Source organism: Clostridioides sp. ES-S-0001-03, assembly GCF_020676075.1.
Lineage (GTDB): Bacteria > Bacillota > Clostridia > Peptostreptococcales > Peptostreptococcaceae > Clostridioides.
The window spans coordinates 54,752-78,740 of sequence record NZ_JACVWJ010000010.1; the positions used below are offsets into that span (position 1 = coordinate 54,752).

General features: G+C 29.6%; 19 protein-coding genes. 3 read left to right on the forward strand and 16 right to left on the reverse strand.

What is annotated here, in order from left to right:
- The first annotated feature begins 456 nt into the window (after positions 1 to 456).
- From IC174_RS17220 to IC174_RS17230, 3 genes are all read left to right on the forward strand, one after another.
- Positions 457 to 2,469 (forward strand): sigma 54-interacting transcriptional regulator, encoded by a 2,013-nt coding sequence (locus IC174_RS17220; protein ID WP_227483542.1) that lies wholly within the window; start codon positions 457 to 459, stop codon positions 2,467 to 2,469.
- 368 nt (positions 2,470 to 2,837) lie between these two features.
- Positions 2,838 to 4,058, forward strand: coding sequence for a M20 family metallopeptidase (locus IC174_RS17225; RefSeq protein WP_227483543.1), 1,221 nt, complete (start codon positions 2,838 to 2,840; stop codon positions 4,056 to 4,058).
- A gap of 36 nt (positions 4,059 to 4,094) precedes the next feature.
- Positions 4,095 to 5,450, forward strand: coding sequence for an APC family permease (locus IC174_RS17230; protein ID WP_227483544.1), 1,356 nt, complete (start codon positions 4,095 to 4,097; stop codon positions 5,448 to 5,450).
- A gap of 134 nt (positions 5,451 to 5,584) precedes the next feature.
- Here IC174_RS17230 and nhaC read toward each other — a convergent pair whose 3' ends face one another.
- The 16 genes from nhaC to tsaE all read right to left on the reverse strand — a co-directional run bounded on the left by nhaC (position 5,585) and on the right by tsaE (position 23,875).
- Positions 5,585 to 7,006 carry a Na+/H+ antiporter NhaC gene (gene nhaC, locus IC174_RS17235; protein ID WP_227434580.1) on the reverse strand — a complete coding sequence of 474 codons (1,422 nt, stop codon included), beginning with the start codon at positions 7,004 to 7,006 and terminating at the stop codon, positions 5,585 to 5,587.
- 29 nt (positions 7,007 to 7,035) lie between these two features.
- Positions 7,036 to 8,100 (reverse strand): ornithine racemase Orr, encoded by a 1,065-nt coding sequence (gene orr / locus IC174_RS17240; RefSeq protein ID WP_227483545.1) that lies wholly within the window; start codon positions 8,098 to 8,100, stop codon positions 7,036 to 7,038.
- On the reverse strand, positions 8,085 to 9,494 hold the full coding sequence (locus tag IC174_RS17245; protein WP_227483546.1) for a GlmL-related ornithine degradation protein: 1,410 nt from the start codon (positions 9,492 to 9,494) through the stop codon (positions 8,085 to 8,087). Before IC174_RS17245 ends, orr begins: the two co-directional genes overlap by 16 nt.
- Positions 9,494 to 11,698 carry a D-ornithine 4,5-aminomutase subunit OraE gene (oraE, locus tag IC174_RS17250; RefSeq protein ID WP_227483547.1) on the reverse strand — a complete coding sequence of 735 codons (2,205 nt, stop codon included), beginning with the start codon at positions 11,696 to 11,698 and terminating at the stop codon, positions 9,494 to 9,496. The genes IC174_RS17245 and oraE overlap by 1 nt, the downstream gene beginning before the upstream one ends.
- Positions 11,692 to 12,066, reverse strand: coding sequence for an ornithine aminomutase subunit alpha (locus IC174_RS17255; RefSeq protein WP_227434576.1), 375 nt, complete (start codon positions 12,064 to 12,066; stop codon positions 11,692 to 11,694). Before IC174_RS17255 ends, oraE begins: the two co-directional genes overlap by 7 nt.
- Positions 12,067 to 12,143: 77 nt before the next feature.
- Positions 12,144 to 13,574, reverse strand: a complete 1,431-nt coding sequence (gene ortB / locus IC174_RS17260) for a 2-amino-4-oxopentanoate thiolase subunit OrtB (protein WP_227483548.1) — start codon at positions 13,572 to 13,574, stop codon at positions 12,144 to 12,146.
- On the reverse strand, positions 13,567 to 13,875 hold the full coding sequence (gene ortA / locus IC174_RS17265) for a 2-amino-4-oxopentanoate thiolase subunit OrtA (protein ID WP_227434574.1): 309 nt from the start codon (positions 13,873 to 13,875) through the stop codon (positions 13,567 to 13,569). Before ortA ends, ortB begins: the two co-directional genes overlap by 8 nt.
- Positions 13,876 to 13,909: 34 nt before the next feature.
- Positions 13,910 to 14,977 (reverse strand): 2,4-diaminopentanoate dehydrogenase, encoded by a 1,068-nt coding sequence (gene ord, locus IC174_RS17270; protein ID WP_227434573.1) that lies wholly within the window; start codon positions 14,975 to 14,977, stop codon positions 13,910 to 13,912.
- Positions 14,978 to 15,205: 228 nt separating this feature from the next.
- Entirely contained in the window at positions 15,206 to 16,606 is a 1,401-nt protein-coding gene (locus tag IC174_RS17275; RefSeq protein ID WP_285894691.1) for a sigma 54-interacting transcriptional regulator, read from the reverse strand.
- A gap of 427 nt (positions 16,607 to 17,033) precedes the next feature.
- Positions 17,034 to 17,984, reverse strand: a complete 951-nt coding sequence (gene hpdA, locus IC174_RS17280) for a 4-hydroxyphenylacetate decarboxylase activase (RefSeq protein ID WP_227434572.1) — start codon at positions 17,982 to 17,984, stop codon at positions 17,034 to 17,036.
- Positions 17,977 to 18,234 (reverse strand): 4-hydroxyphenylacetate decarboxylase small subunit, encoded by a 258-nt coding sequence (gene hpdC / locus IC174_RS17285; RefSeq protein ID WP_227434571.1) that lies wholly within the window; start codon positions 18,232 to 18,234, stop codon positions 17,977 to 17,979. Before hpdC ends, hpdA begins: the two co-directional genes overlap by 8 nt.
- A 3-nt stretch (positions 18,235 to 18,237) precedes the next feature.
- Positions 18,238 to 20,946, reverse strand: a complete 2,709-nt coding sequence (gene hpdB, locus IC174_RS17290; protein WP_227434570.1) for a 4-hydroxyphenylacetate decarboxylase large subunit — start codon at positions 20,944 to 20,946, stop codon at positions 18,238 to 18,240.
- A 272-nt stretch (positions 20,947 to 21,218) separates the two neighbouring features.
- Positions 21,219 to 22,235 carry a tRNA (adenosine(37)-N6)-threonylcarbamoyltransferase complex transferase subunit TsaD gene (gene tsaD, locus IC174_RS17295; protein ID WP_227434569.1) on the reverse strand — a complete coding sequence of 339 codons (1,017 nt, stop codon included), beginning with the start codon at positions 22,233 to 22,235 and terminating at the stop codon, positions 21,219 to 21,221.
- Positions 22,236 to 22,240: 5 nt separating this feature from the next.
- Positions 22,241 to 22,717 (reverse strand): ribosomal protein S18-alanine N-acetyltransferase, encoded by a 477-nt coding sequence (rimI, locus tag IC174_RS17300; RefSeq protein WP_227483549.1) that lies wholly within the window; start codon positions 22,715 to 22,717, stop codon positions 22,241 to 22,243.
- Positions 22,707 to 23,423 carry a tRNA (adenosine(37)-N6)-threonylcarbamoyltransferase complex dimerization subunit type 1 TsaB gene (gene tsaB, locus IC174_RS17305; RefSeq protein WP_227483550.1) on the reverse strand — a complete coding sequence of 239 codons (717 nt, stop codon included), beginning with the start codon at positions 23,421 to 23,423 and terminating at the stop codon, positions 22,707 to 22,709. The genes rimI and tsaB overlap by 11 nt, the downstream gene beginning before the upstream one ends.
- Entirely contained in the window at positions 23,423 to 23,875 is a 453-nt protein-coding gene (gene tsaE / locus IC174_RS17310) for a tRNA (adenosine(37)-N6)-threonylcarbamoyltransferase complex ATPase subunit type 1 TsaE (RefSeq protein ID WP_227434566.1), read from the reverse strand. The genes tsaB and tsaE overlap by 1 nt, the downstream gene beginning before the upstream one ends.
- Between the last annotated feature and the right edge of the window lie 114 nt (positions 23,876 to 23,989).

The window sequence follows — 23,989 nt, forward strand, 5'->3', positions numbered from 1 at the left end:
TATTTATTTTAATATAATTCTATATTTATGAAATTGTATTATCAATAGAATTTGTTAAAATAAATTTTTTAGATGTATATTATAATTTAATCGAATAGAAATGAAAAATATACATACATTTTGAATTTTAAGCAACAATTAGGGGGATTTGGTGACAAGATTTAATTATAAGGAAGAAGGTTTCTATGTATGATTCTCAAAAAATCATATCTAGGCACCTTCTTTTTTGTATAAAACGCTATTAAATTTAAAAGGTTAGATATAAAGTTATTGATGTTATATAAAAAAGATATTAAAATTAAATTATTTTATAGTATTAATAATGTTTAATAGTTTAAGTGTTAATATTATATAAGTTTTGTACAATTTTAGATACAATAAGATATATTGATTATGGAAATAACCTTCCTGTAAATATTATTAAAAACTATTTATTATATAAATAAGGAGAAATCAATGAAAAAATCAGTAGCTTTAGTAAATGATAGCAGAAAAGATTTAATAGATTTTTTGGAAAATAACTTAAAGTTAGTTTTTGGAGATTACATAAAAATTAACAGATACTTTATAGATGAAATAAATAATGATGATATTATAAATGATGATGTAATATTGGTAATGTCTGTAGAAAGATTAGAAAAAATTATAAATAATATATTAGACAAGAAAAAAGTTATTGTAATAAGAAGAACTTTTAAGGAAGATAAAGTATATGATTTATTATCCTTACCACAAGGTACAAATGCTTTAATTGTAAATGATTCTGATGAAACTACTTTAGAGACTATAAGCTTATTTTATAAGATTGGAGTAACTAATATTAGACCAGTTCCATATATGAACGAAAATAATTATAAAGATATAAAGATAGCTATAACTCCAGGAGTTCCAGAAAAAGTCCCTAGTTCTATCTCAGATATTTTTGATTTAGGTCATAGATATATAGATATTTCTACCTTTATAGAAATAATAAACTTATTACAAATAGACTCAAAAGAAATACAGTCTAATCTGGTTAAATACTCAGAAGAAATAATAAGTTTAGACACAGGTATAAAAGATAAATATAAAGAACTGTTTTTAAAGATAGAAGAATTAGATACAATATTGAACTTATCAAAAGATGGAATATTATTTACTTCAAAAGATGGTGTAATAAATACATATAATAGTAAAGTAAAAGACATCTTAAACATAAAAGAGGATATCTATGGTAAATATATTCAAGAAGTGTTTATAGATAGTTTAAAGGTTTTATTAAGTGAAAAAGAGATATTGGACAAGGTTATTATATTTGATAAAAAGTATATAAATGTAAATAAAAAAAACATATACAATAAAGATGAAAAAATGGGTACATATTACAGTTTACAAGAAATAACATACATAAAAAAGCTGGAACAAAATTTAACTAAAAAATTAAGAGAAAAAGGGCAAATAGCGAAATATACATTCAAAGATATAAAAACAAATAGCCCAAAGATGCTTGAATGCATAGATTTAGCTAAAAAAGTTTCTAAATCTGATTTAAGTATACTTATTAGAGGTGAAAGTGGAACTGGTAAAGAACTCATAGCCCAATCTATACACAATAATTCAACTAGAAAAAATCAGCCATTTATAGCAGTAAATTGCGCAGCTGTTCCTGAAAACTTACTAGAAAGTCAGTTATTTGGATATGATAAAGGTACTTTTACTGGGGGTCTAAAAGAAGGAAAACAGGGATTATTTGAATTAGCAAATAATGGAACTATATTCTTAGATGAAATTGGCGACATGCCCTTAGAACTACAAACAAAGCTACTTAGAGTTCTCCAAGAAAAACAAATAATGCCTGTTGGTTCTCATGATATAATTAACATAGATGTTAGAATCATATCGGCTACTAATAAAAACCTAGAACAAATGATTGATAATAGTAGATTTAGAGAGGATTTATATTATAGATTAAATACAATTCCAATAAATATACCTCCTTTAAGGAAGAGAAAAGAAGATATCTTAATTATTATGGAAGATTTAATTAATAAAAAGTTATTGATTACACCAGAGGCAAAAGAACTTATACAAAACTATAAATGGAAAGGTAATATAAGAGAACTCCAAAATGTAACATCTTACTTAAATATTATGTGTGATGATATTGTACTTGAAAAGGACTTACCTCCAAACTTAAGGACTTTAGATAATAAGAATTCCTCATTAAAACTAAAGTATAATAAAAATGATATTTTAAATATACTAGAATTGTTGATTTTAAATAAAGAATCAGATGTTGGTATTGGTAGAGGACTAATTTTGCAAAGATTACTAGATAAAAATATTCAAATTACTGAAGGTAAAATAAAAAAAATATTTGAATATCTAAAAAAAGAAGAATTTATAATTTGTAATTCGGGAAGATATGGAAGTAAAATAACTCAAAAAGGAGAAATATTTTATAGTAAATTAAAGTATGAAACTCTATAAGTTTATCAACTATTAAATAAAAAATCTATTAGGGAATAGTTTGTCTCCTTAGTAGATTTTTTTGTTTGCTAAATACATCAAAATTATAGTCTATTTTTATTTAATTAATAGGAATTAATAGGAATAGGATAAATAAAAATTTTCCTATTTTTTTTATAAATACTCATATATAGTGCAATCTTTAACCAAAACAAAATTTTTTACTGAAAATTGCAATATAATATTTATTTTTCATACTTTTCATACAAGATAATGATTTTTTTTATTCAATATTTTTATAAAAAACAAAATTCTTAAGTAAAAAAACATGGCATAATAATTGCTTAACTATATTAACAAGACAATAAAAAGCAATTGGAGGAATAAAAATGCAACCAGCTTTAAAATTAAAAAATCAAGTTAAAGAATTGGAAAAAGATTTTGTAATAGAAAGTTGTAATTCTATAAAACCTTGGTTAATAGATATTAGAAGAGAATTACATAGAATTCCAGAATTAGCTCTTGAGGAAAATCTTACAAAACAAAAAGTCATTTCTTATTTAAAAGAAATAGGAATTGATTATATGGAATTTACAAAACACAATGGAATTATGGCATACATTTTAAAAGAAAATGCAGATAAAACTATTTGTATAAGAGCAGATATGGATGCGCTTCCTATAGAAGAAGAAAATGATATACCTTATAAATCAATACATAATGGAAAAATGCACGCTTGTGGTCATGATGCGCATACAACAATGTTACTTGGAGCATGCAAAGTACTCTATTCAATGAAAGATAATCTAAATGTAAATGTAAAATTTTTATTTCAACCAGCAGAAGAAGGTTTTGGTGGAGCAAAGTTCTTGGTTGAGGATGGGTGTTTAGAAAACCCTAAAGCTGATTATATATTTGGGCTTCATGTCATGCCACACATTAAAACAGGATTTATTGAAACGAAATACGACACATTAAATGCAAGTGTTGATACTATAGAAATAAGTGTTAAGGGTAAAAGAGCTCATGGTGCGTATCCTGAAAATGGTATTGATGCAATAGTCACAGCTTCACAAATTGTTACATCACTACAAACCATAATAAGTAGAAACCTAGAACCAAATAATGCTGCAGTTTTGACTATAGGCAAAATATATGGTGGTGATGCACATAATGTAATATGTGAAGATGTAAAATTAGAGGGTACATTGAGAACTTTAAATAGTGAGACAAGAGATTTTGTAATTAATAAGATTACTAAAATTGTTGAAGATACAGCATCTGCATTTGGATGTATTGGAACATTACACGTGAGCGATGAAAATTACCCTGCTGTTATAAATGAAAGGGAATTAGTAGATACTGTTATTTCAAGTACTAAGGAATTACTTGGAGAAGAAAAATTTATACTGAGAGCAAACCCTTCATTAGGTGGTGAAGATTTTTCTTTTTATACAGAACATTGCAAAGGAGCATTCTTCCATTTAGGGTGCAAAAACGAGGAAAAAGGACTGACTTCACCTCTTCATACCTCTAAATTTAATGTAGATGAGGATTGTCTTCCAATAGGAGTTATGATGCATGTAATGAATACTTTATATTTTAATTAATATGGTAATTAATAAAAGAATAGGAGATAAATTAATATGGAAAAAGCTAAAAAATTAGGGTTATTTAGTATGATATTATTAGGAATTAATAGTATCATAGGTTCAGGTATATTCTTACTACCAGGTAAAGTTTACAATCTAGCGAGCCAAAATAGTATATTTATATATATTTTTGCTACACTTCTGGTTCTATCAATACTTTTATGTTTTGCAGAGGCTGGAAGTATGTTTGACAAAAATGGAGGTGCATATTTATACTCCAAAAAGGCATTTGGTGATTTTATAGGTTTTGAAGTTGGTACAATGTCTTGGGTTATTAGAATCATATCATGGTCTACACTAGCAGTAGGATTTGCAACAGCTTTAGGTGCATTTTGGCCAGAAGCTGCTACTGAATATAAAGGATATATCGCAGTGGCATTAGTAACATTACTTTCAATAAACAGCTTATTTGGAATTAAAAGTACAAAGATAATGAATAATGTAATAACCATAGCTAAATTAGTACCATTAATAGTTTTTGTAATAGTAGGAATATTCTTTATAAAATTTGGTAATGTTGTTCCTTCAGGCAATGTTGTAAATTCTAGTATAGGACCAGCTATAATATTAGTATTTTACGCGTTTACTGGATTTGAATCATTTGTTGTAGCAAGTGGAGAAATGGATAATCCTAAAAAAAATCTTCCAATAGCATTAATAACTACAATATTTATATGTGCAATAATTTATATCTTAATTCAAGTTGTCTGTATGGGTATACTTGGAGACAAATTATTTGAAAATAGTATTCCAATCGCAGACGCTTCAAGCGTATTTTTAGGCAATTATGGTAAAGTATTTATATCTGTAGCAACATTAATATCTATATTTGGAATAAATATAGGTTCTTCAATAGTAACTCCCAAGTGTGGTTCTGCTCTAGCAGAAGAAGGCTCTCTTCCAGCATTTATAGGAAAAACAAATAAATATGATGCTCCATATGTAGCAATAATAATATCTTTAATCTTCTGCATACCACTTGTATTAACTGGAAGTTTTGAACAGCTTGCAGTAATGAGTGTAATTGCCAGATTTGCTCAATACATACCAACTTGTTTAGCAGTAATAGTTTTAAGAAAAAGAGCAGATATCCAGGCTTCATTTAAAATTCCTTTTGGCCCTGTTATACCAACAGTAGCTATATTAGGTAGTATATGGTTGTTACAACAAGCTTGCGTTGAAGATATGTCAAAACCTATAACTCAAAATAGAGTTTTGATAGGATTAGGAGCAATGTTATTGATAGCACCTTTATATGTACTTATGAAAAAAAACAAAAAAATTGAATGTGAGTGCAAAGATAAGTCAGAAGATTCAAAATTATATGTTCCAAGAGAAAAAATTCAGTAATATTTTATAGATTGCTTGACATTCTTTTTTATTTAAAATCTATAGAAAAAGTTAATAAAGACCTAAACTTTATTATTTACACAAAGTTTAGGCCTTTATTTTTTCTAATAAGTAACATATATCAAATACTATAATCAAACATCAAAATTCAAACAAGTTTCAGGTTCATCTTCTATTTTTGCTATTTTAAACTTACATGCAATTAATGCTAGAGATACCAATGGATTTATGATATTTAATAATGCATATGGACCATATGTTAATGCAGATACACCTAATGTTGCTGTTATATACGCTCCACATGTATTCCATGGTACCAATGGAGAACTTAAAGTTCCACTATCTTCTAAAGCTCTTGATAGCATCTTAGGATGTATACCTCTCTTTTTATATTCCTTATTATACATTCTTCCTGGTATAACTATAGACAAGTATTGTTCTCCTGCTATTATGTTAGTAACTGTGCAAGTTACCATTGTACATAATACTGTTCCAAATACACCCTTTGCTAACCTTAGTAAAGAAGAAGCTACTGCTTCAAGCATGCCTGTTTTTTCTAAAATACCTCCAAGAGATAAGGCACATATTGTTAAAGATACAGTAGACATCATATTCATAATCCCACCTTTAGACAATAAAGCATCTACCTCTTCTACTTGTGTTGATGAAACATATCCATTTTGTGCTGCATCTAATATTACATTCATAGATTCTCCTTGGAAAACTACTGCAAACAATACTCCTAATACAGCACCTACTATAAGCCCTGGTATAGCAGGAACTTTGAATATAACCAATCCAATTACTATTGCTGGAGCTAATAATAATACTGGTGATAAAGTATTAAATGTAGAATCTAATGTAGACCTAATTAGCTCTATCTGTTTTATATCTAATGCTTGACCTGAATACTTCATTCCGATTACACCATAAATTACTAAGCAAATTAATAATGATGGTATAGTTGAATATAACATATATTTTATATGTGTAAACAAATCTGTTCCTGCCATTGCTGGTGCTAAGTTAGTCGTTTCAGATAAAGGTGATAGTTTATCTCCAAAGTAAGCTCCAGATATTATAGAACCCACTATTAATCCAGTTGGCATACCTAAACTTTGCCCAATTCCTAAAAGTGCCACGCCTACTGTACCCATTGTACTCCAAGATGACCCTGTTGCAAGAGACACTATTGAGCAGACTAATGTGGATGCTACTAAAAAAATATTTGGTGATAAAATTTTTAGTCCCCAGTAAATCATACATGGAACTACTCCACTTACTATCCAAGTTCCTATAAGCACACCTATTATAATTATGATTAAGATTGCTTGCATTGCCATCTTTATACTATTAAACATACTTAATTCTAGGTCTTTCCATTTAAATCCAAGCCTATATACAGCTACAAGGCCTGCTACTGCTGCAGCTCCTATTAGTGGTACATGAGGTGATGAGCCATACATTAATACCCCTAAACTTAAAAATAATATCAAGCAAGTAATTGGTATCATTGCATCAAACAGATTTGCTTTTCTACATTCTCGCTCTTTCATAAAATAATTTCCTCCTAATTATTTGAACACTATACTATAATTTTCTTTGAAACATATTCGCTTGTACTAGATGACATGATACCTCCATAAGTTAATAAAAAATCTACATTGTCGCCTAATTTATAATCACATTTTGTATTACTTACATCTAATATCATGTGGTCTGAACTTGCCCCTAATATCTCTATATCAGTGTCTATTGGAATTAAAGAGTCAATATTTATGTCCTGTTTACCTATGGCTATAATTGCCCTTTTTAAGATTCCTTTATCTTCATAAACAGGTTTATTTCTAAACGCATCAACTCCTATTTCTCCAATAGGAACTGATGGTTTTTCTTTACATTCAACTATTTGACATATTAATTTGAATACATCTTGATATGTCCCATTTATATTTTTACCGTATGCCGTTTCTCTACCAAGTAAAATAGATTCACCTATTCTCAAATTATTAATACCTTCTGGCATATTATTACTTGTCATTAAATGTATAGAACTTGAATTACCTCCTGATACTATTTCTAGATTTATTCCAAATTTACCTTCTATCTTTTGAGCTATACTTACTAGCCTACCTGTATTTTCTTTAGATGGTATAATAGCTCCATAACAAGTTAAGTTTGTAGCTATACCAATTATTTTAATATTTTTTAGTTTTACTATCTCTTTTATACTATTAAAGAGGTCTTCTTCATAAAAATACCCTTCTCGTAAATCTCCTAAGTCAAACATAAGAACTATATTATGAATAATATTTTTACTTTCACATAATTCATTTAATTTCTTTATAGTTTCTAATTCTGAGTTAAAACTTATATCACAATAATTGATAACTTCTTCTAGTTCACTTATCATGGGTATTCTAATTAGTATTTTAGGTAAATTTATATTTTGTAACTTTTTTAAGTTTTGTATTCTTGAATCTGCTATATGATCTATTCCTTCATTATATACTGCTTCTACTATTTCTTTTCGTGCACAAAATGATTTAGTTACGAAAGATACTTTAATGTTTCTTTCATGACAACTCTGTAAAATTACTTTAGCATTATGTCTTAATTTTTCTATATCTATTTCTAATCTAGGGTACATAGTCTTTCCTCCTTGAAGTTTAAACTTTTTAGTAGGAGCTTAAGAGATGCTTCTTCGTATTTTTTAGATAAAACCCCCATAGATGCCATAATATAGTCATTATCTATCAATATCTTTGTTTTTTCCTTTGGAAATAGTAATTCTTTATTTTTATTGTATTTAGTTATACCATCTAATATTTTAATTCTACTAGGGAGCCTAGTAAGTGCTCCCCCTGTACCCACTATATATCTTACTTCTGTTAAATCTTTTCCTTCTGCAATTTTGGTTTTTCCAGTTGTTCCATAAATATTTCTTATTTTCCCTGAATGCCTTAACATAGCTTTAATAACAGCTTCTTTTGTCAATCTCTCCACAAATAATATTTCTTCTTTTGATTTTGGTATTGGTGGATAATTATCTATTACTTTATCAATATCTATAGATAATTCATTTTGTAAATTTTCTTTACCTATAACTTCTACTATATTTTTCATATTTACATATACACCTAAATCTCCCTCAACACTTCTCTTAGCTACAGGTTCAGGATTAACTAATATTTTATTAATATAGTCACTCCCATATGTAACAGAATGCACATCAGTAGTTGCTCCACCTACATCTAGAGTTAATAAATCTCCAATATTTTTATATAAAAGTTTAGAAGCTTCCATTACAGCCCCTGGAGTTGGGGTAATATTTTCATTAACCATTTCTTTGATATACCTCATTCCTGGCGCTGTAGTTATGTGGTCTTCAAACACACCTTGAATGATTTTTCTTGTAGGTTCTATATTCAATAAATCTATTTTAGGGTATACATTTTCTGTTATATAAAGCTTATAATTCGTATCTTCAAATATTAACCTTACTTCTTCTTGATTTTCAACATTACCAGCATATATAACTGGTATACCTAAACTCATAGAAGCTATCATTTCAGCATTATAAATAGCTGTATCTCTTTCTCCATAGTCAACTCCACCAGCTATTAAGATTATGTTGGGATTTATTTCTTTTATTTTCTTTAAATCAGTTCTTTTAATTCTACCTGATGTTACTTGACGAATAACAGCTCCAGCTCCTAGAGCAGCTTCTTTAGCTGCTTTTACTGTCATATCATACACTAATCCATGAACAGTCATTTTTAATCCACCAGCTGCACTAGAAGTTGCAAACATATCATTATACTTTATATCATCTACAGATAATTTATTAGCTAAATCTTTAATAGCACCCGATAAGCCATTTCTTACATCGCCACCTTCAAATACTGTTGTTGGAGCCTGACCTTGACCCGAAAATACAGGATTATCAGAATCAATATTATGGAAAGCGTTTACTACAGTGGTAGTACTTCCTATTTCAGCTACCAACACATCTATTTTTAAAGAAACTTTTTTATTCTCCATTATTTATTATTCATTTCTCTTCTTTTTTCAACTAAGAAAGTGGCTACATGTATACCTTTGCTGTTTCTTCCAAATCCAGCATCTATTCCTTGTTCAATGGCTATTTCAGGTGTTACCTGTGTTCCTCCACAAGCAATCATTACTTTATCTCTTATACCTTTTTCTACACAATAATCGTGTAATTTCTTCATATTTTTATAATGAATATCATCATGACTTATTATTGTAGATGCAAGTATTGCATCTGCATTTAGCTCTATTGCTGCGTCTACTAATTTTTCTACAGGTACAGAAGTTCCCAAGTAATGACATTCTATACCATATTTTTCAATACCACCATGTTTTATATCTATTATTTCTCTTAAACCAACTGAGTGTTCGTCTTCTCCAACTGTAGCTGAAACTATTTTCATAGGCTTTTCTTCTATATCTGCTCTTATTTCTTCATCAGTTAGTACTTTAGGTTCTTCTGGTATTACTAAGTCATTTAAATCTATATCAAATGGAACTCTTCCCTTCACTTCTATCCTAGTGCCTTCGGATTCATGCATAACTTCTCTACTTATAACTTCAACTTCTTGTAAATTCACTTTTTTGACAAATTCCAATGCTGCAAACTCAGCTGTTCTTTTATCAGTAGGAAGCATCATTGTTATCATCACAATTCCATCTGCACACCATTCCATTTCAGGTTTGATTTTAGTTCCACCTCTGTATTCCTCTGATTCTTTTAGTCTATTTTCTACATTATCAAAATCATCAAGTTCATCGATATATATTATTTTGTTTGGATTTTCAAATGTACATCCATCTATTAATATTGATGGATTATCTATAGCTTTTTCATCATATTGAGCTACATTATTGTATCCAAAGTGAGCAGTTACAGGTGCTAAATAATCTTTATCTCTTTCATAAACAGTACCCTCACCAACTCCGCCTTTTATTTTTCTAGATATACCATCACCATTTCTTTCTGGATAATTTCCTGAGTCAACGAAGAATCCTTGTTCTACTGATTCAAAATATCCTCCAACTTCAAAGATTTCTTCCATATATAGTACAGCTCTTTCTTTAAGCTCTCTTGCTTTGTATCTTAATTCTCCAACATCCTTAAGTTCTATCATATCCATAAGACCATCCATGCCAACTAAAGCTTGCTTTGCTGTATCACATGCTTCTATGTTGTATATATGCCAAGGTACATTTCTACCTTCGTCAGGTGTTATAGTTGATTGTATGTCAGCTCTAGTTAGTACTGATGTTAATAAATTTAATACATGAGTAACTGTTGCTTCTCTAGTTGATGATTCCATATATTTAGTATTCATTTGAGCTCTCATCTTATAATCACTAAATAATTCTCTAAGTGCAACAGCATAAGGTAAGTCTATTCTTAAACATGGTGCTGGAGGGGCTGTTGGTGGCACTGTTGATAAGCATATATTACTTTTATCTATTCCTATTTTTTCTGAAAATATAGAATTTAAAGCGTGTTGAACCATAAGTTCAGGCATTACCTTCCATGCTTCTCTAGCCGTAGCATTAGCATTATGTGCTCCATCTATTTGAGCTATATTTGCAAAAGCCATTATTTGCTTAGCTTCACAAGCATCTACAAAAGATCTTACCATGTTTATATTTCTATATAGAACATTATATTGTGGGTCTTGATGTGCTCCATTGACCCCTTCTTCAGCAAACATTACTGCTACTTCAGGACCCGCAACACCACTTACATATGAATGGTAATTAATAGGTCTACCAACTTCTTCTTCTATAAAGTCAAGAGCTTTTCTTTGAGCTCTTACTTGTTTTCTTGTTATTGGAACACCTCCTATACCTTGAGGGGTTCCTTCTATAAGTCCGTCAAAATGTGATTGCCCAGCAGTTCTAATGACCATTAAGTGGTCAGCACCGTGATGAGCTGCCATCCTCATTCTTCTTATATCATCTTCAAATCTTCCAGAAGCTATTTCAGTAGTAATAATTGGGCTTGGTTGAGGGTCTATATTATTAAAATATTTAGATGATGGTAACCCTACACTCTTCTTTAAAGGTTTTGTACAGTCTTTATATTCAAAAGGTCCCATTTCAAGATTTTCCAAGTGTTCTCTCCAAACCCAACCTCTTCTTTTTGGTTTATATTTATCCAAATCTTTTAATATATAGTCTATATCTAATTTTTTATTTTCCTTTAACATGATTCTACCCCTTCTCTAAATAAACATGTAACTTCATCCCAATATTCACCATTAACTAATAATAAACCAGCTTCTCTAACTGATATATTTTTAGATTTAGCAAGCTTATAAACTACATGCCCTGCTCCCTTACCTATAAGACCTCTTTCCATAACACCTTCTAAAATAGGTTTTACCTCAAGAGAAGAAAATCCCATTCTTAACAAAACAGACCTTTCTATTGATGGCGTTGTATTCTTTTTGCCAAGGTCTATCATTGGTTCTACTATCTGGGCAGCTAAACTCCAAAATCTTTCTTTTAACTCATCATCGCTCAATTTCTGAAGATGTTTTCTTCTAACCTCAAAATCATCCTCTCTTTTTTTCATGAACATTCCCCCATTCATATTAATTTAAGTGAATTTTCCAACTATTCATTTCATGTTAAATTAAAAAATAGTAATTATTATAAATTATCTAACGTATCAATAACAAAATCTCTTGAACTTTTTACTTCTTTCATTAGAAACTCTATATCTTCATTACTTAGACTATTAACATCATCAATACCATTATGAGATATACAATTTTTTATAAATGATTTTCTTATTTTATTTATGTCGATATCAACACATTTTAATAATTCTGGTCTTTCTGGTAATATTAAGTTTACTCCTGCAATTTCTTCTCTTGGATTTCCAAATTTTATATCTATTCCATTTTCTTTTGCAAATGTAAGCTGTGGACATATGTGTTTACCTGCACCTGTATACTCTGTCTCTTGTACTACTACAACTTTATCTTCATCCAATTCTTGTGCTAAGGAAAATGCTGCTGCTAAAGATGTATTTCCAGCAGGTCCTCTTTCTATACCTTCCAACTGTGCCAATAATTCAGTTGTATAGAAAACTTCTCCTTGTTTTACTAACACATATCTGTCCATATATCTAAGTGGTCTAGCTGCAGACCTAGGTACATCTGACCTATCAGGCCATGTACAGAATGGTATACCAAAACCTGTATGTCCTGTTGTAAATGATTTTTTATTAAATTGACTATCACTAGCCATGTGTAATCCTTTTAAATCAACACTTGCTCCAACTACTTTTGTATTAAGAGAACCAGCTTTTATTAGTCCTCTTGCTGTTCCAGTGAGATTACCTCCACCTGCATTTGTACAAACAACTACATCAGGGTCTTTTTTATATTTTTCTCTAAATTGAATAGCTAACTCATATCCTAAAGTTTCTACACCTGCAATTCCAAATGGTGAATATAACGATGCGTTAAAATAGCTTGTTTCTTCTAGTAGGACTAAGAATGTATAAAATAATTCTGGTCCAACAGTTAATTGAATAACTTCTGCACCATATGCCTCACATTTTCTTGCTTTCTCTATAATCTCAGGTTGACCTAGACCATTAGAATCATAACATTCTTGAACTATTATACATTTTAAACCCTGCATTGCTGCCTGAGATGCTACAGCTGCTCCATAGTTACCACTAGTAGCTGCTATTACACCTTTATATCCCATTTTTTTAGCATGATATACTGCAGTAGCTGCTCTTCTTGCTTTAAAACTACCAGATGCATTCATTGCTTCATCTTTTACAAATATTCTAGCACCTTTACCTTCTGGAGCACATCTTCTAGCCAACTTAGTTAAATTTTTAAGTTCTATTATAGGAGTATTTCCAACAGCATATTGTGATTGAATTGCTTCAATATCTTGTAATGTATATCCTGTTTCACCCATCATTTTTTCATAGTCAAATCCTATTCCTTCTTGTTCAAAAGATGAGTAATCCAATCCAATTGCGTTTTTCATTATTTCATTGTTTCTTCCCATGACAGCTTGATAGCTCATATCTTTCATTGATGCTGCATTATTCATTATATACACCTCCAAATAATATTTCTTTAGCCTGTATTCCTATTTGGAGTAACTCAGGTATACATTTACCATAATCATGAGTATAATATGGATTTACTTTAAGTAAATTACCTTTTACAAGTCTACCCGTAATTGTTTTAACTTCTACTAAATCACCTATAGAGGCATCCTTTTGTATAAACCCTTTAACCCACATTTCTAAGGATACTTTCTTAGTATCCTCTGGAACTTGTGGAGCTCTTTCTTCTGGAGTCAACACTATATTGTGTATAATAACCCAATCATTAATTTTAGCATCCATTTTTTCATCCCCTTATCAGCTAACTGTTATTTTATTAATTTGCTTTTGACTCTTCTTCTAACTCAATTTCTATCTGATTTCTTATATCTCCCATTATTGCTCTAGGTACTGGTATATCCAACATAGTTTTAAGGCCTGGTCTAGCATTTATTATTAATGGAATAGAGTTTACTATCATTGCATAAGTACCTACCCCTCCAGGTATTTCAGGATTTATTTGTAAATCAATATTTGGTATCCCTTTTATTGATACATAGTCTCCTGTTTTAATACCTTCTGCTTCAGGTATTATCTGTTGTGGATGCTCCATTTCAATTAAAACGTCTCCATTTACATATCCATATCCACATTGTCTACAACCAGCAACATTTCCAGCCAATGCCTCTCCGTACTTAGATTTTCTATCTACTGTAGTCATTATTGGTTCTTTTGTTTGTTCTATCTTATCTAGTTTCCACCCTAATCCATCAGCTATCATATTTATTGATTCTACAAATCCTACATGACCTGCTATAGTATTATTTTCTACACCTTTTATGAACTCTTCTTTTGTTACTCCAACACCTTGTTCTACCATAACAGATTTTCCAAATGGTGATAAATCATTTACCCTCTTCGCTTTTATACTATTAACTTCTTCACAAGTACCTGAAAGCGCTAATACTAGTAAATCTAGTACAAACCCTGGATTGATTCCTGTTCCAAGAATACTTACTCCATTCTCTTTTGCAACTTCATCCATTTTCTTAGCCAAGTCTGCATCATCAGCTTGTGGATATGCCATTTGTTCTGCTGTTGATATAACATTTATTTTTCTATTTAATAAGAACATTATTTTATCAAAAGCCTTTTTAGTAAATGAATCAGTTGCTAATAAAACAACATCTACACTTTTTTCTTTAAAAACTTCTTCATAATTTCCATTGATAATAACTTCTGTTCTTTCTCCTCTTTCAATTCCTAGGACATCATACATACTTTTACCTGAAGTACTTCTACTGCAAACAGATACTATTTCTATACCTTCTTTTTTTAAAATCATATTAGCCATGCCTATCCCCATAGCTCCAAATCCCCATATACCAACTCTTACTTTTCTCATATATACACCCTCCTAAAAATTTATATTCTTAATTATTAGTTAAAGCATGAATCGTGCCAACTTCAAAACAAAAATAAATATTTATTAGAACGTTGAAACTATAATTATCTTGTTATGTATTTTCATAAATAAAAAATAATATTTTTTCTGAGAAATAAAAAAAGAGCAAAAAAATTTGCTCTTTTATAATAATTTTGCGCCTTTATTTTTCTTTTTTATTTTACTTCTTTATAGGACTTTAATATTATATTTTTTTATTTTATATTGTAAATTTTGCCTATTCATACCTAAAATTGATGCAGCCTTAGTTATATTATATGATGCCTTTTCTAATGATTCATATATATACTTCTCTTCTATCTCACTGAGAACATTATTAAGTGTCTTATTCTCTAAATCATTTAAAGAATAAGTATTCCCCTCTTTATTCTCTTTAAGATTGTAATAGTCATTTAAATTAATCATGCTTGTTTCTATTTGTATCTCGTTTTCCATCATACTCATAGTACAATAAATTATGTTTTCTAGTTCTCTTATGTTCCCTTGCCAGTCATAATTTTTTAAAACCCTGATAGCTTCATCTGAAATACCTACTACTTTTTTATTTAACTTTTTATTATACTTTGAAATAAATTTTTTGCATAATACAGATATATCCTCTTTTCTATCTCTAAGAGGAGGAATTTTTATATCTATTATGTTAAGCCTATAATATAAATCTTTTCTCATTTTATTCTCATTTAAAATAACTTTTGGACTTTCATTTGTTGTTGCAATAATTCTTACATCAACAGGTATATCCTTAGTCCCTCCAACTCTTCTTACATAACCTTCCTGCAAAACTCTTAGCAATTTAGCCTGTAACATAATAGGCATGGAGTTTATTTCATCCAATAATAATGTCCCTTTGTTAGCTTGCTCAAATAAACCCGGCCTGTCTATTGCCCCTGTAAATCCTCCCTTAGCAGTTCCAAATAGTATTCCTTCGAATAATGATTCTGGTAAAGCTGCACAATTTTGTGCTATAAATGGATAATTTTTTCTATTACTTCCATAGTGAATGGACTGGCTAAATAGCTCTTTGCCTGTCCCAGTTTCACCATATATAAATACTGAGGCATCAGACTTACAAGCTTTCTTAGATTTTGTTATTGCCTCTTTAATCAGATTACTTTCCCCTAAAATATCATCAAATTCATAGCCCTTTTTTTGTTTATTGTCAACTTTATTAATTAAATTTTTTTTATAGCTTCTGTTTAATAAATTTTCTATAGTTGTCATATTCTTTGATATTTCAAGTGCCCCTACAAATTCTCCTTTAATATCAATTGGTATCGTAGTATTTATTGCTGTTATTTCTTTTCCATTTTTATCTAGATATTTTTGAATATTATCTTTAATAATTTCCCTTTTTTCCAAAACTTCTACTAGTGTACTTCTATTTATTTTCATTTTGCTGACTATATCAAAAAATGAATTAGTTAAAACATCATGTCTATTCATTTTTTCCATTTTTTGTACAGAATCATTGTAGATTATAGTTTTCCCTTCTTTATTAACAAAATGTACCCCTTCATCAATATTTTCCAATATTTCATTCATTACTTTAAAAAATATTTCTTGGTTCAACTATATCACCCCAGTACCTAAATATATAACAACCCAAAAATAAGTAAAATATTTCTATATATTTATCTTATCACATATTTATGATATTTTTTATGTCCATTATATTTTTAATTAATACTTGATGAACTACATAGTAAAACATGAATAGTAAGGGTTATATTCTTAGTATTTTCCCTTTTGTTGATATTTCCTTATAAAAAAAAATATTCTAAATATATTATTTATACTCAAATATTACCTAAAAAAGAGTATTTTTATACCTTTATTCTCGTACATATTTTTAACTTAAAGTATAAACTTTATATAAAATAAGTTAAAATATACTTAATTAAGATACGTAAAAAGGAGCTATCACAGAACAAATTTAATTTACTCATGCGATAACTCCATTCTACAAACTAATATTTAATTTTCATGATATTTATTTCTAAAAAGCAGTCTCATGCCCAACATAACAGGCTATGCCATTATCTAAAAATATGTCCTGTAATTCTTCAAGATGCTCTTCATCAACATCTCCTTTATCAGAATACTCATATTCTTTACCTAATTGAATCCATTTTGACTCTCCTAGTCTATGAAATGGTAACAGATTGATTTCTACTAAATTATTTTTATGCATAAAAGATATAATATCATTTATATTTTCTATACTATCATTAAATCCTGAAATAACTGGTACTCTAAGTACTAATCTTCCACCCCAGTCAGAGTTTACAAGATTTGATATGTTTTCTAATACTAAATCATTATATACACCTGTTTGTTCCTTATGCTTTTCTCTATCCATATGTTTTATATCAATAAATGCAAAGTCGATATCCTTAAATATATTATTAAAAATTTCATTCGAAACACATGCACTCGTTTCAATAGCAGTGTGCACATTTGTTTCATGACATTTTAATAGCACTTCATGTAAAAATTCATGTTGAAGTAGTGGCTCTCCTCCACTAAATGTTACTCCTCCATTACTTCTCCAGTTATTAGAATCACGCTTAATCACCTTTACAAGTTCCTCTACAGTATAGGGCTTTGCACATAATTTAAACGCATTATAATAACACGAGTTGACACATTCAAAACTCTCACAATTCTTACATATGCCCCAATCTATGACTGGCTTATTGTCAAGGTCAAAACTCAATGCACCATTTTTACATTTACCATGACATACAGTACATCCATTTTCATATTGACAAGACAACTCACTAAACATCATATGTGGTCTAACAGTCCAACTTTCAGGATTTGCACACCACTTACAACTAAGTGGACATCCATTTAAAAACACAGTTGTTCTACAACCTGGCCCATCATGAACTGAAAAGCTTTGTATATCAAAAATCATTCCTTCTAATTGTCTTTGACTATTCATTAAACACATGCCCTTCACAAGTAATTGCGTTTAATGTTGAGTATACCCAATCTTCATTCTCTAGCCCAACACATTTACCTATACCTTCATCATTAGCATCAACAAAATTTTTACAATTTTTACATTTTGGCATTACTTTTATTTCTGAACATGCTTCATCATCTAAATTAATCATTTGTTTTGATAATCTACAAATCCCTTTAGTCGCATCTACTGCGCAAAAATTCATACAATCACTATGTTTTCTCATATTTTACACCCCTTCATACTCTGTTCTAGCAATTACTTCATCTTGTATTGGTTTACCTAGTTCACACCAGTATTGAGTAAATCCAGCAACACGTACCATTAGTTGACGATAATTATCAGGATTTTTTTGTGCGTCTTTCAAAGTTTCTGAGTCCACAACATTGTATTGAATATGGAATCCACCTTTTCTCAAGTAACTTCTTGTTAAATCTAACAATTTTTTTGTTCCTTGTTGTCCTCTAATAGTTGTAGGATGAAGTTTTAAATTCATTTGAGAATTTTGAACTACTGCTTGATCCCAAATAGTCGCAGATTCAAATAATGCATACACACCATTTTTATCTGTTCCTGCATATGCAGAAACTGAACCATCTGAATATGTTGTTCCACTTAATCTACCATCTGGGGTAGCTAAAGTAGCAGCTCCTTGTGGTCCATGTGTAGATACAGAAATTTGACAAGGATACATTTTTTTAGCATATAAAGATTGTGCTTCTTCACACACTTTTGCTAGCCATATTTCATAATTTTTAAGAATCATATCTGCATACAAATCATTGTTTCCATATTTAGGTGCATCAAGACAGGCCTTATAAATAGCATCATATTTGCCAGTCTTATCCACTTTTACTTGGTCTGCCATAGAATAATTACCAACTTCTAATGCATCTTTAAATCCAAAATTATTTAATACAGCATCCTTCATTTCTTCAACTGTAAAAGCTTTGTCATCATATACAAGTTTTTTAAGTGCAGCAAATGAGTTAACCATAGTAACAGTTCCACAAGTTTCTACATTTAATGTTGCATTATAACGATATCCCATATTTCCTATATGTTGACCTTTATCTAAACAGTCTGGTTTTAATAGAGAATTTATTATAGAAGTATCAAACTTTCTCCATATATCTAACTCAATATTATTTGCTCTCTCAAGAACATTTATTGCTTGTTTATAATAGTCTTTAAATACTTCTACAACTTCTTCATAAGTATCTAATGGCTTATTATGAGGTTCAAATACTTGTATATTCATACGATGGTCTTTACCATTCATAAGAACAAGTTCTAATATTTTAGGATTAGCAATAAAGTGAACTCCAGAACCAGCAGATTGTCCTGCTCCACCTGCAATAGAATATGTCTTTCCATTTAAAGTCAGTTGTTTCCAGCATCCTGGAGATGTTTCCAGACATCCACCTAATGCAAATGCTCTAGCTTCTTCAACAGTCATTCCTTCATCAGCAAATTGCTTCATCATAAATGTTGTCCCATTTGAATTGTTTACCCATGCTGGATAACCAGAACCAAGTTTTGTACATTCAACAGCTTTCATTAAAAAATCTTCTGGAAGTTTTTCATCATATAACATAGTTAAGCTAGGCTGAGGAGTTCTACATCTCATACTTGCCTCTAATAATAATTCTTCTAATTCATTAGCTCCTGTAGAACCATCTTCTCTTAACCCACCTATAGATAAAGTATTGAATGTATTTCCTGATAAGACTCCTCCATTTACACCTGCTGAAGCAAAACAGTCAATACAAGTGATTTTTATTCTATAAAGTTCTAATAATTCAATAACTTCTTCTTTTGTAATTAGTCCTTTTTCCATATCCTGTTCATACCAAGGATATAAAATTTGACCAAAACGACCTATAGACATACCAGATATAGCATCTTCATTTACTGATGCTATATGAATTGTATAAGTCAATTGAAGAGCTTCTCTAAATGTACGAGGTTGTTTATGTGCAATATGTTCTAATATCTCTACTAAATCTGAATATTCTTTTTTTGATTCTAAATCTGTTTCTATACTCTCTAAATATTTTGCATGTTTTGCATAGTTTAAAATCCAAGCTTGTAACCCTTCAATGACTTGAATAACAGCTTCATAAAAATATAGACGATCCATTCCGATAAGCCCATCTCCAGATGCATTTCCTGCAACTGCTTTTTTACATTCTTTTGCCATTTCTATAATTCCATCTAATCCATAATTTAAAGGATAAAAATAGTTTATAACTTCTCTACCTTGAGGAAGTGTATATCCTGAATCAAACATACATATAAGTGTACTCATTAAATTTTCTTTTAAATCATAATCTGGCATCATCTTTTCATAGTGAAATCCTAAATCTTCAACTGATTTTCCAACCCATTCCTTTGCCATTTTTACAAGAACAGGTACTTCTTCTTTTCTCATTCCAAATTTACCAGCTATTGAAACAACATTTCCAAAACTTTCAGTTACATTTCCTCCACCAGAACCAAATTTTGTAAGCTCATCTGCTGTATTACTAGCTAATTTCTTTGCTTCTTCTTTCATTTGTTCTCCCTGAGCAACAAAGAAACTTTCACTTACCCAAGGCATTGGGAAAGAACCTCTATAATGGCGTGTTTTTTGCATTACTATCTTCTCACCAGGTATTATATTTGGTGTCATATGAGAAAAAGCAGCTTTAAGAGCTTTAGCTCTTCTAACTACTGCTATATCCCCATCTGATTTTCTATATTCTCTATTGTACCAATATGGAAATTCCATATCAGCTGTAGACAATGTATTGTAATATACATTCAATAAATCATCTGCTCTTTTACTTGCTTTTTTTTCACTAAGTTCATCTAAATTTTCCTGATTTTGAAAATTTGCTTTAATATTTTTTGCTTCTAAAATACTTCTTATTTTATCTTCTTTACTTTGACTCATTTCTTCCCCTCCTTAAACTTTCTATACTTAGTATAAAACTTTTTAAGAAGGGAAAAAAAGAGTCTATTACCCACTTTCTAAAATAATCTTTCTACAAAAAAATAAAACTTAAAACATTTTAGACCATAAATTTACCTTATATCTAAATATCTAAAAACCTACTGATTTATTAAAATATAAAGATTGTCCATTGTCTTGTTTTAAGCTTTAACATATACTATATTTAATTTTATAAAAATACTTGCTCAATATATTTTTAAACTTAGTTTATATTACTGGTTTATCTTAAGATTTGGAACTGCATTCAGACTCATATCATGTGTTTTATTGTTTATAAAATTATAATATCCTGCGCAACCTATCATAGCAGCATTATCTGTACATAAAATTAAAGGAGGATATTTAACTATAATTCCACTCTCTTTTGCAAGTTCTGTTATTTTAGCTCTAAGACCAGAGTTGGAAGCAACTCCACCAGAAAGAGTTATAACATCATAACCTTTATCTTTTGTCGCTTTTAATGCTTTAGTAGCTAAAACTTCAACTACTGCTTCTTGAAAAGATGCAGCAACATCTTCAACTACTATTTCTTCGTTTTTCATCCTTTTTCCATTTAAATAATTTAATACAGAAGATTTTAGACCACTAAAACTAAAGTCATAGCTATCATCTTCTAAATAAGCTCTTGGAAATTCTATAGCATGCTTATTCCCTTTTTTAGCTAAATTATCAATAATAGGTCCTCCTGGATACCCCAAATTCATAGCCCTTGAAATCTTATCAAAGGCTTCTCCAGATGCATCATCTCTAGTCTTTCCTAAAATTTCATATTTACCATAATCTTTAACTTCTACTAAGTGAGTATGACCTCCAGATACTATTAATGTTATAAAAGGAGGTTTTAAATCTTTATGCTCTATATAGTTTGCACTTAGATGTCCTTCAATATGATTTACTCCTACAAGAGGAATATCCAATGTATATGCAAGTGCTTTAGCATAAGATAATCCTACTAATAAAGCCCCTACTAGTCCTGGGCCATATGTAACTGCAATGTGGTCTATATCATTAAATCCTATATTTGCCCCATCTAAAGCTTCTTGAACAACTATATCAATATTTTCAACGTGTTTTCTTGAAGCCACCTCTGGTACTACTCCGCCAAACTTTTTATGTGTTTCTATTTGAGTAGAGATTATGTTTGAAAGTACTTCTCTACCATTTTTTAAAACTGATGCAGCTGTTTCATCACAGCTACTCTCTATAGCTAATGTTATTATATCACCCATAAACTCTACACCTCTTTTAATTGATTCCACATTATAATTGCATCTTCTTTGTTATCATTATAGTATTCTTTTCTGATTCCACCCATTTTAAATCCATATTTTCTATATAGATTTTGTGCTATTTTATTTGATGCTCTAACTTCTAATGTCATAGACGCAATATTATTATCTTTACATAAATCAACTAATCTTTTTATTAACTTATCTCCTATTTTTTTGCCTCTATAGTCACTATGAACAGCCACATTATTTATATGACCTTCATCAAGTATAAGCCAAATTCCAACATATCCAACTACTTTTCCATCTAGTTTTGCTACTATATACTTTGCTACTTCATTAGATAAATCTTTTCTAAAAGATTCTTTTGACCAATAATCTTCAAAACAATTTTTTTCCACTTCAAAAACTTCATCTATATCTTTAATAGTCATTTCTTCTATTTTTACATCATCTATTATTTGTTTTGTATTATCTTTCATTATTTATCCTCTTCATTTTTTCGTCATATTGTACTTCGGCCTGAGATTTTCTGATATACATAGGGTTTATTGTATAACAAGTATGTACATCTATATTTTTACTATATTTATTTAGTGCTACAGAACATAAGCTTCCTGCTTTAGATACATTATGAGCTGGTGAAGGTATCTTTATATTTTTTACGTTTTCTAGCTCATCCTTATATTTATAAACAGCTTCTCCAACTATTATAAATTCTTCATCACTTGATTTAATTTCCTTTAGTAAAGTTTCAAATTCTACAACATCGACACTATCTAACTCTATTAACTCTCCATCTTCAAACTTATATTTAGCTGAATACACCTGATTTTTTTGTGCATCTAATATAGAGCATATTTTTCTTTCACATAAATTCATATTACCTGCTAAAGATTCTAAAGAATTTACTGCTATTATTGGTAGATTATTTACATGGGCTATAGCTTTTACTGTAGCCATACCTATTCTAAGACCTGTAAATGAACCAGGGCCTATACATATAGCTAGCAAATCCATCTCTTTTATGTTTAAATCACTTATATCCAACATATTTTCTATCATTGGCATAAGCTTTTGTGAATGAGTTTTTTTGTTATTTACTGTAAACTCACAGATTAAATTATCATCTTCAACAACTGCTACACTTGCTGCCATAGAAGATGTATCTATACCTAATATCTTCATTATTTAATCAACTCCTCAACTATACTTTTATAATAATCTCCTTTTGGAGTTAATATCATTTCTCTTCCTTCATCTTTGTACCTTAATTCTATGTTTAAATATTCTTTTGGAAGTATATCTTCTATTAAATTACCCCATTCAATTATACAGATTCCATTTGAATTTATATATTCATCATATCCAATATCATACATTTCATCACTACTACCAATTCTATAAACATCAAAATGATACAAAGGTATTTTTCCTTCATATTCGTTTATTATAGTAAAAGTTGGGCTTGTTATATAATCATTTATACCTAATGAGTCTGCTAAGCTTTGTGTCATTGTGGTCTTTCCAGCTCCTAAATCCCCCACTAAACAAATTACACTACCTTCTTTTAATAATTTACCTAATTTATATCCTATTTCTCTAGTTTTACTTTCATTTTCTAAATATATTTTTGCCATTAATTCATCTCCATCTTGATATAATCGTCGTGTGAATTTATATCACTGCTTAATTAATTATAGTATAAGCCCCAACTATTATAAAGTACTTCTATTTATCTTTTTTGTTTATCT

Excerpts from the sequence above, each read along its gene's own strand:
- ortA (WP_227434574.1), bottom strand. The coding sequence starts at position 13,875 with ATGGATGCTAAAATTAATGATTGGGTTATTATACACAATATAGTGTTG.
- oraE (WP_227483547.1), bottom strand. The coding sequence starts at position 11,698 with ATGTTAAAGGAAAATAAAAAATTAGATATAGACTATATATTAAAAGAT.
- hpdB (WP_227434570.1), bottom strand. The coding sequence starts at position 20,946 with ATGAGTCAAAGTAAAGAAGATAAAATAAGAAGTATTTTAGAAGCAAAA.
- IC174_RS17245 (WP_227483546.1), bottom strand. The coding sequence starts at position 9,494 with ATGGAGAATAAAAAAGTTTCTTTAAAAATAGATGTGTTGGTAGCTGAA.
- nhaC (WP_227434580.1), bottom strand. The coding sequence starts at position 7,006 with ATGAAAGAGCGAGAATGTAGAAAAGCAAATCTGTTTGATGCAATGATA.
- ord (WP_227434573.1), bottom strand. The coding sequence starts at position 14,977 with ATGAGAAAAGTAAGAGTTGGTATATGGGGATTTGGAGCTATGGGGATA.
- tsaE (WP_227434566.1), bottom strand. The coding sequence starts at position 23,875 with ATGGCAAAAATATATTTAGAAAATGAAAGTAAAACTAGAGAAATAGGA.
- IC174_RS17225 (WP_227483543.1), top strand. The coding sequence starts at position 2,838 with ATGCAACCAGCTTTAAAATTAAAAAATCAAGTTAAAGAATTGGAAAAA.
- ortB (WP_227483548.1), bottom strand. The coding sequence starts at position 13,574 with ATGAATAATGCAGCATCAATGAAAGATATGAGCTATCAAGCTGTCATG.
- IC174_RS17220 (WP_227483542.1), top strand. The coding sequence starts at position 457 with ATGAAAAAATCAGTAGCTTTAGTAAATGATAGCAGAAAAGATTTAATA.
- tsaB (WP_227483550.1), bottom strand. The coding sequence starts at position 23,423 with ATGAAGATATTAGGTATAGATACATCTTCTATGGCAGCAAGTGTAGCA.
- rimI (WP_227483549.1), bottom strand. The coding sequence starts at position 22,717 with ATGAAAGATAATACAAAACAAATAATAGATGATGTAAAAATAGAAGAA.
- tsaD (WP_227434569.1), bottom strand. The coding sequence starts at position 22,235 with ATGGGTGATATAATAACATTAGCTATAGAGAGTAGCTGTGATGAAACA.
- hpdA (WP_227434572.1), bottom strand. The coding sequence starts at position 17,984 with ATGAATAGTCAAAGACAATTAGAAGGAATGATTTTTGATATACAAAGC.
- IC174_RS17255 (WP_227434576.1), bottom strand. The coding sequence starts at position 12,066 with ATGAAAAAAAGAGAGGATGATTTTGAGGTTAGAAGAAAACATCTTCAG.
- orr (WP_227483545.1), bottom strand. The coding sequence starts at position 8,100 with ATGTACCCTAGATTAGAAATAGATATAGAAAAATTAAGACATAATGCT.
- IC174_RS17230 (WP_227483544.1), top strand. The coding sequence starts at position 4,095 with ATGGAAAAAGCTAAAAAATTAGGGTTATTTAGTATGATATTATTAGGA.
- hpdC (WP_227434571.1), bottom strand. The coding sequence starts at position 18,234 with ATGAGAAAACATAGTGATTGTATGAATTTTTGCGCAGTAGATGCGACT.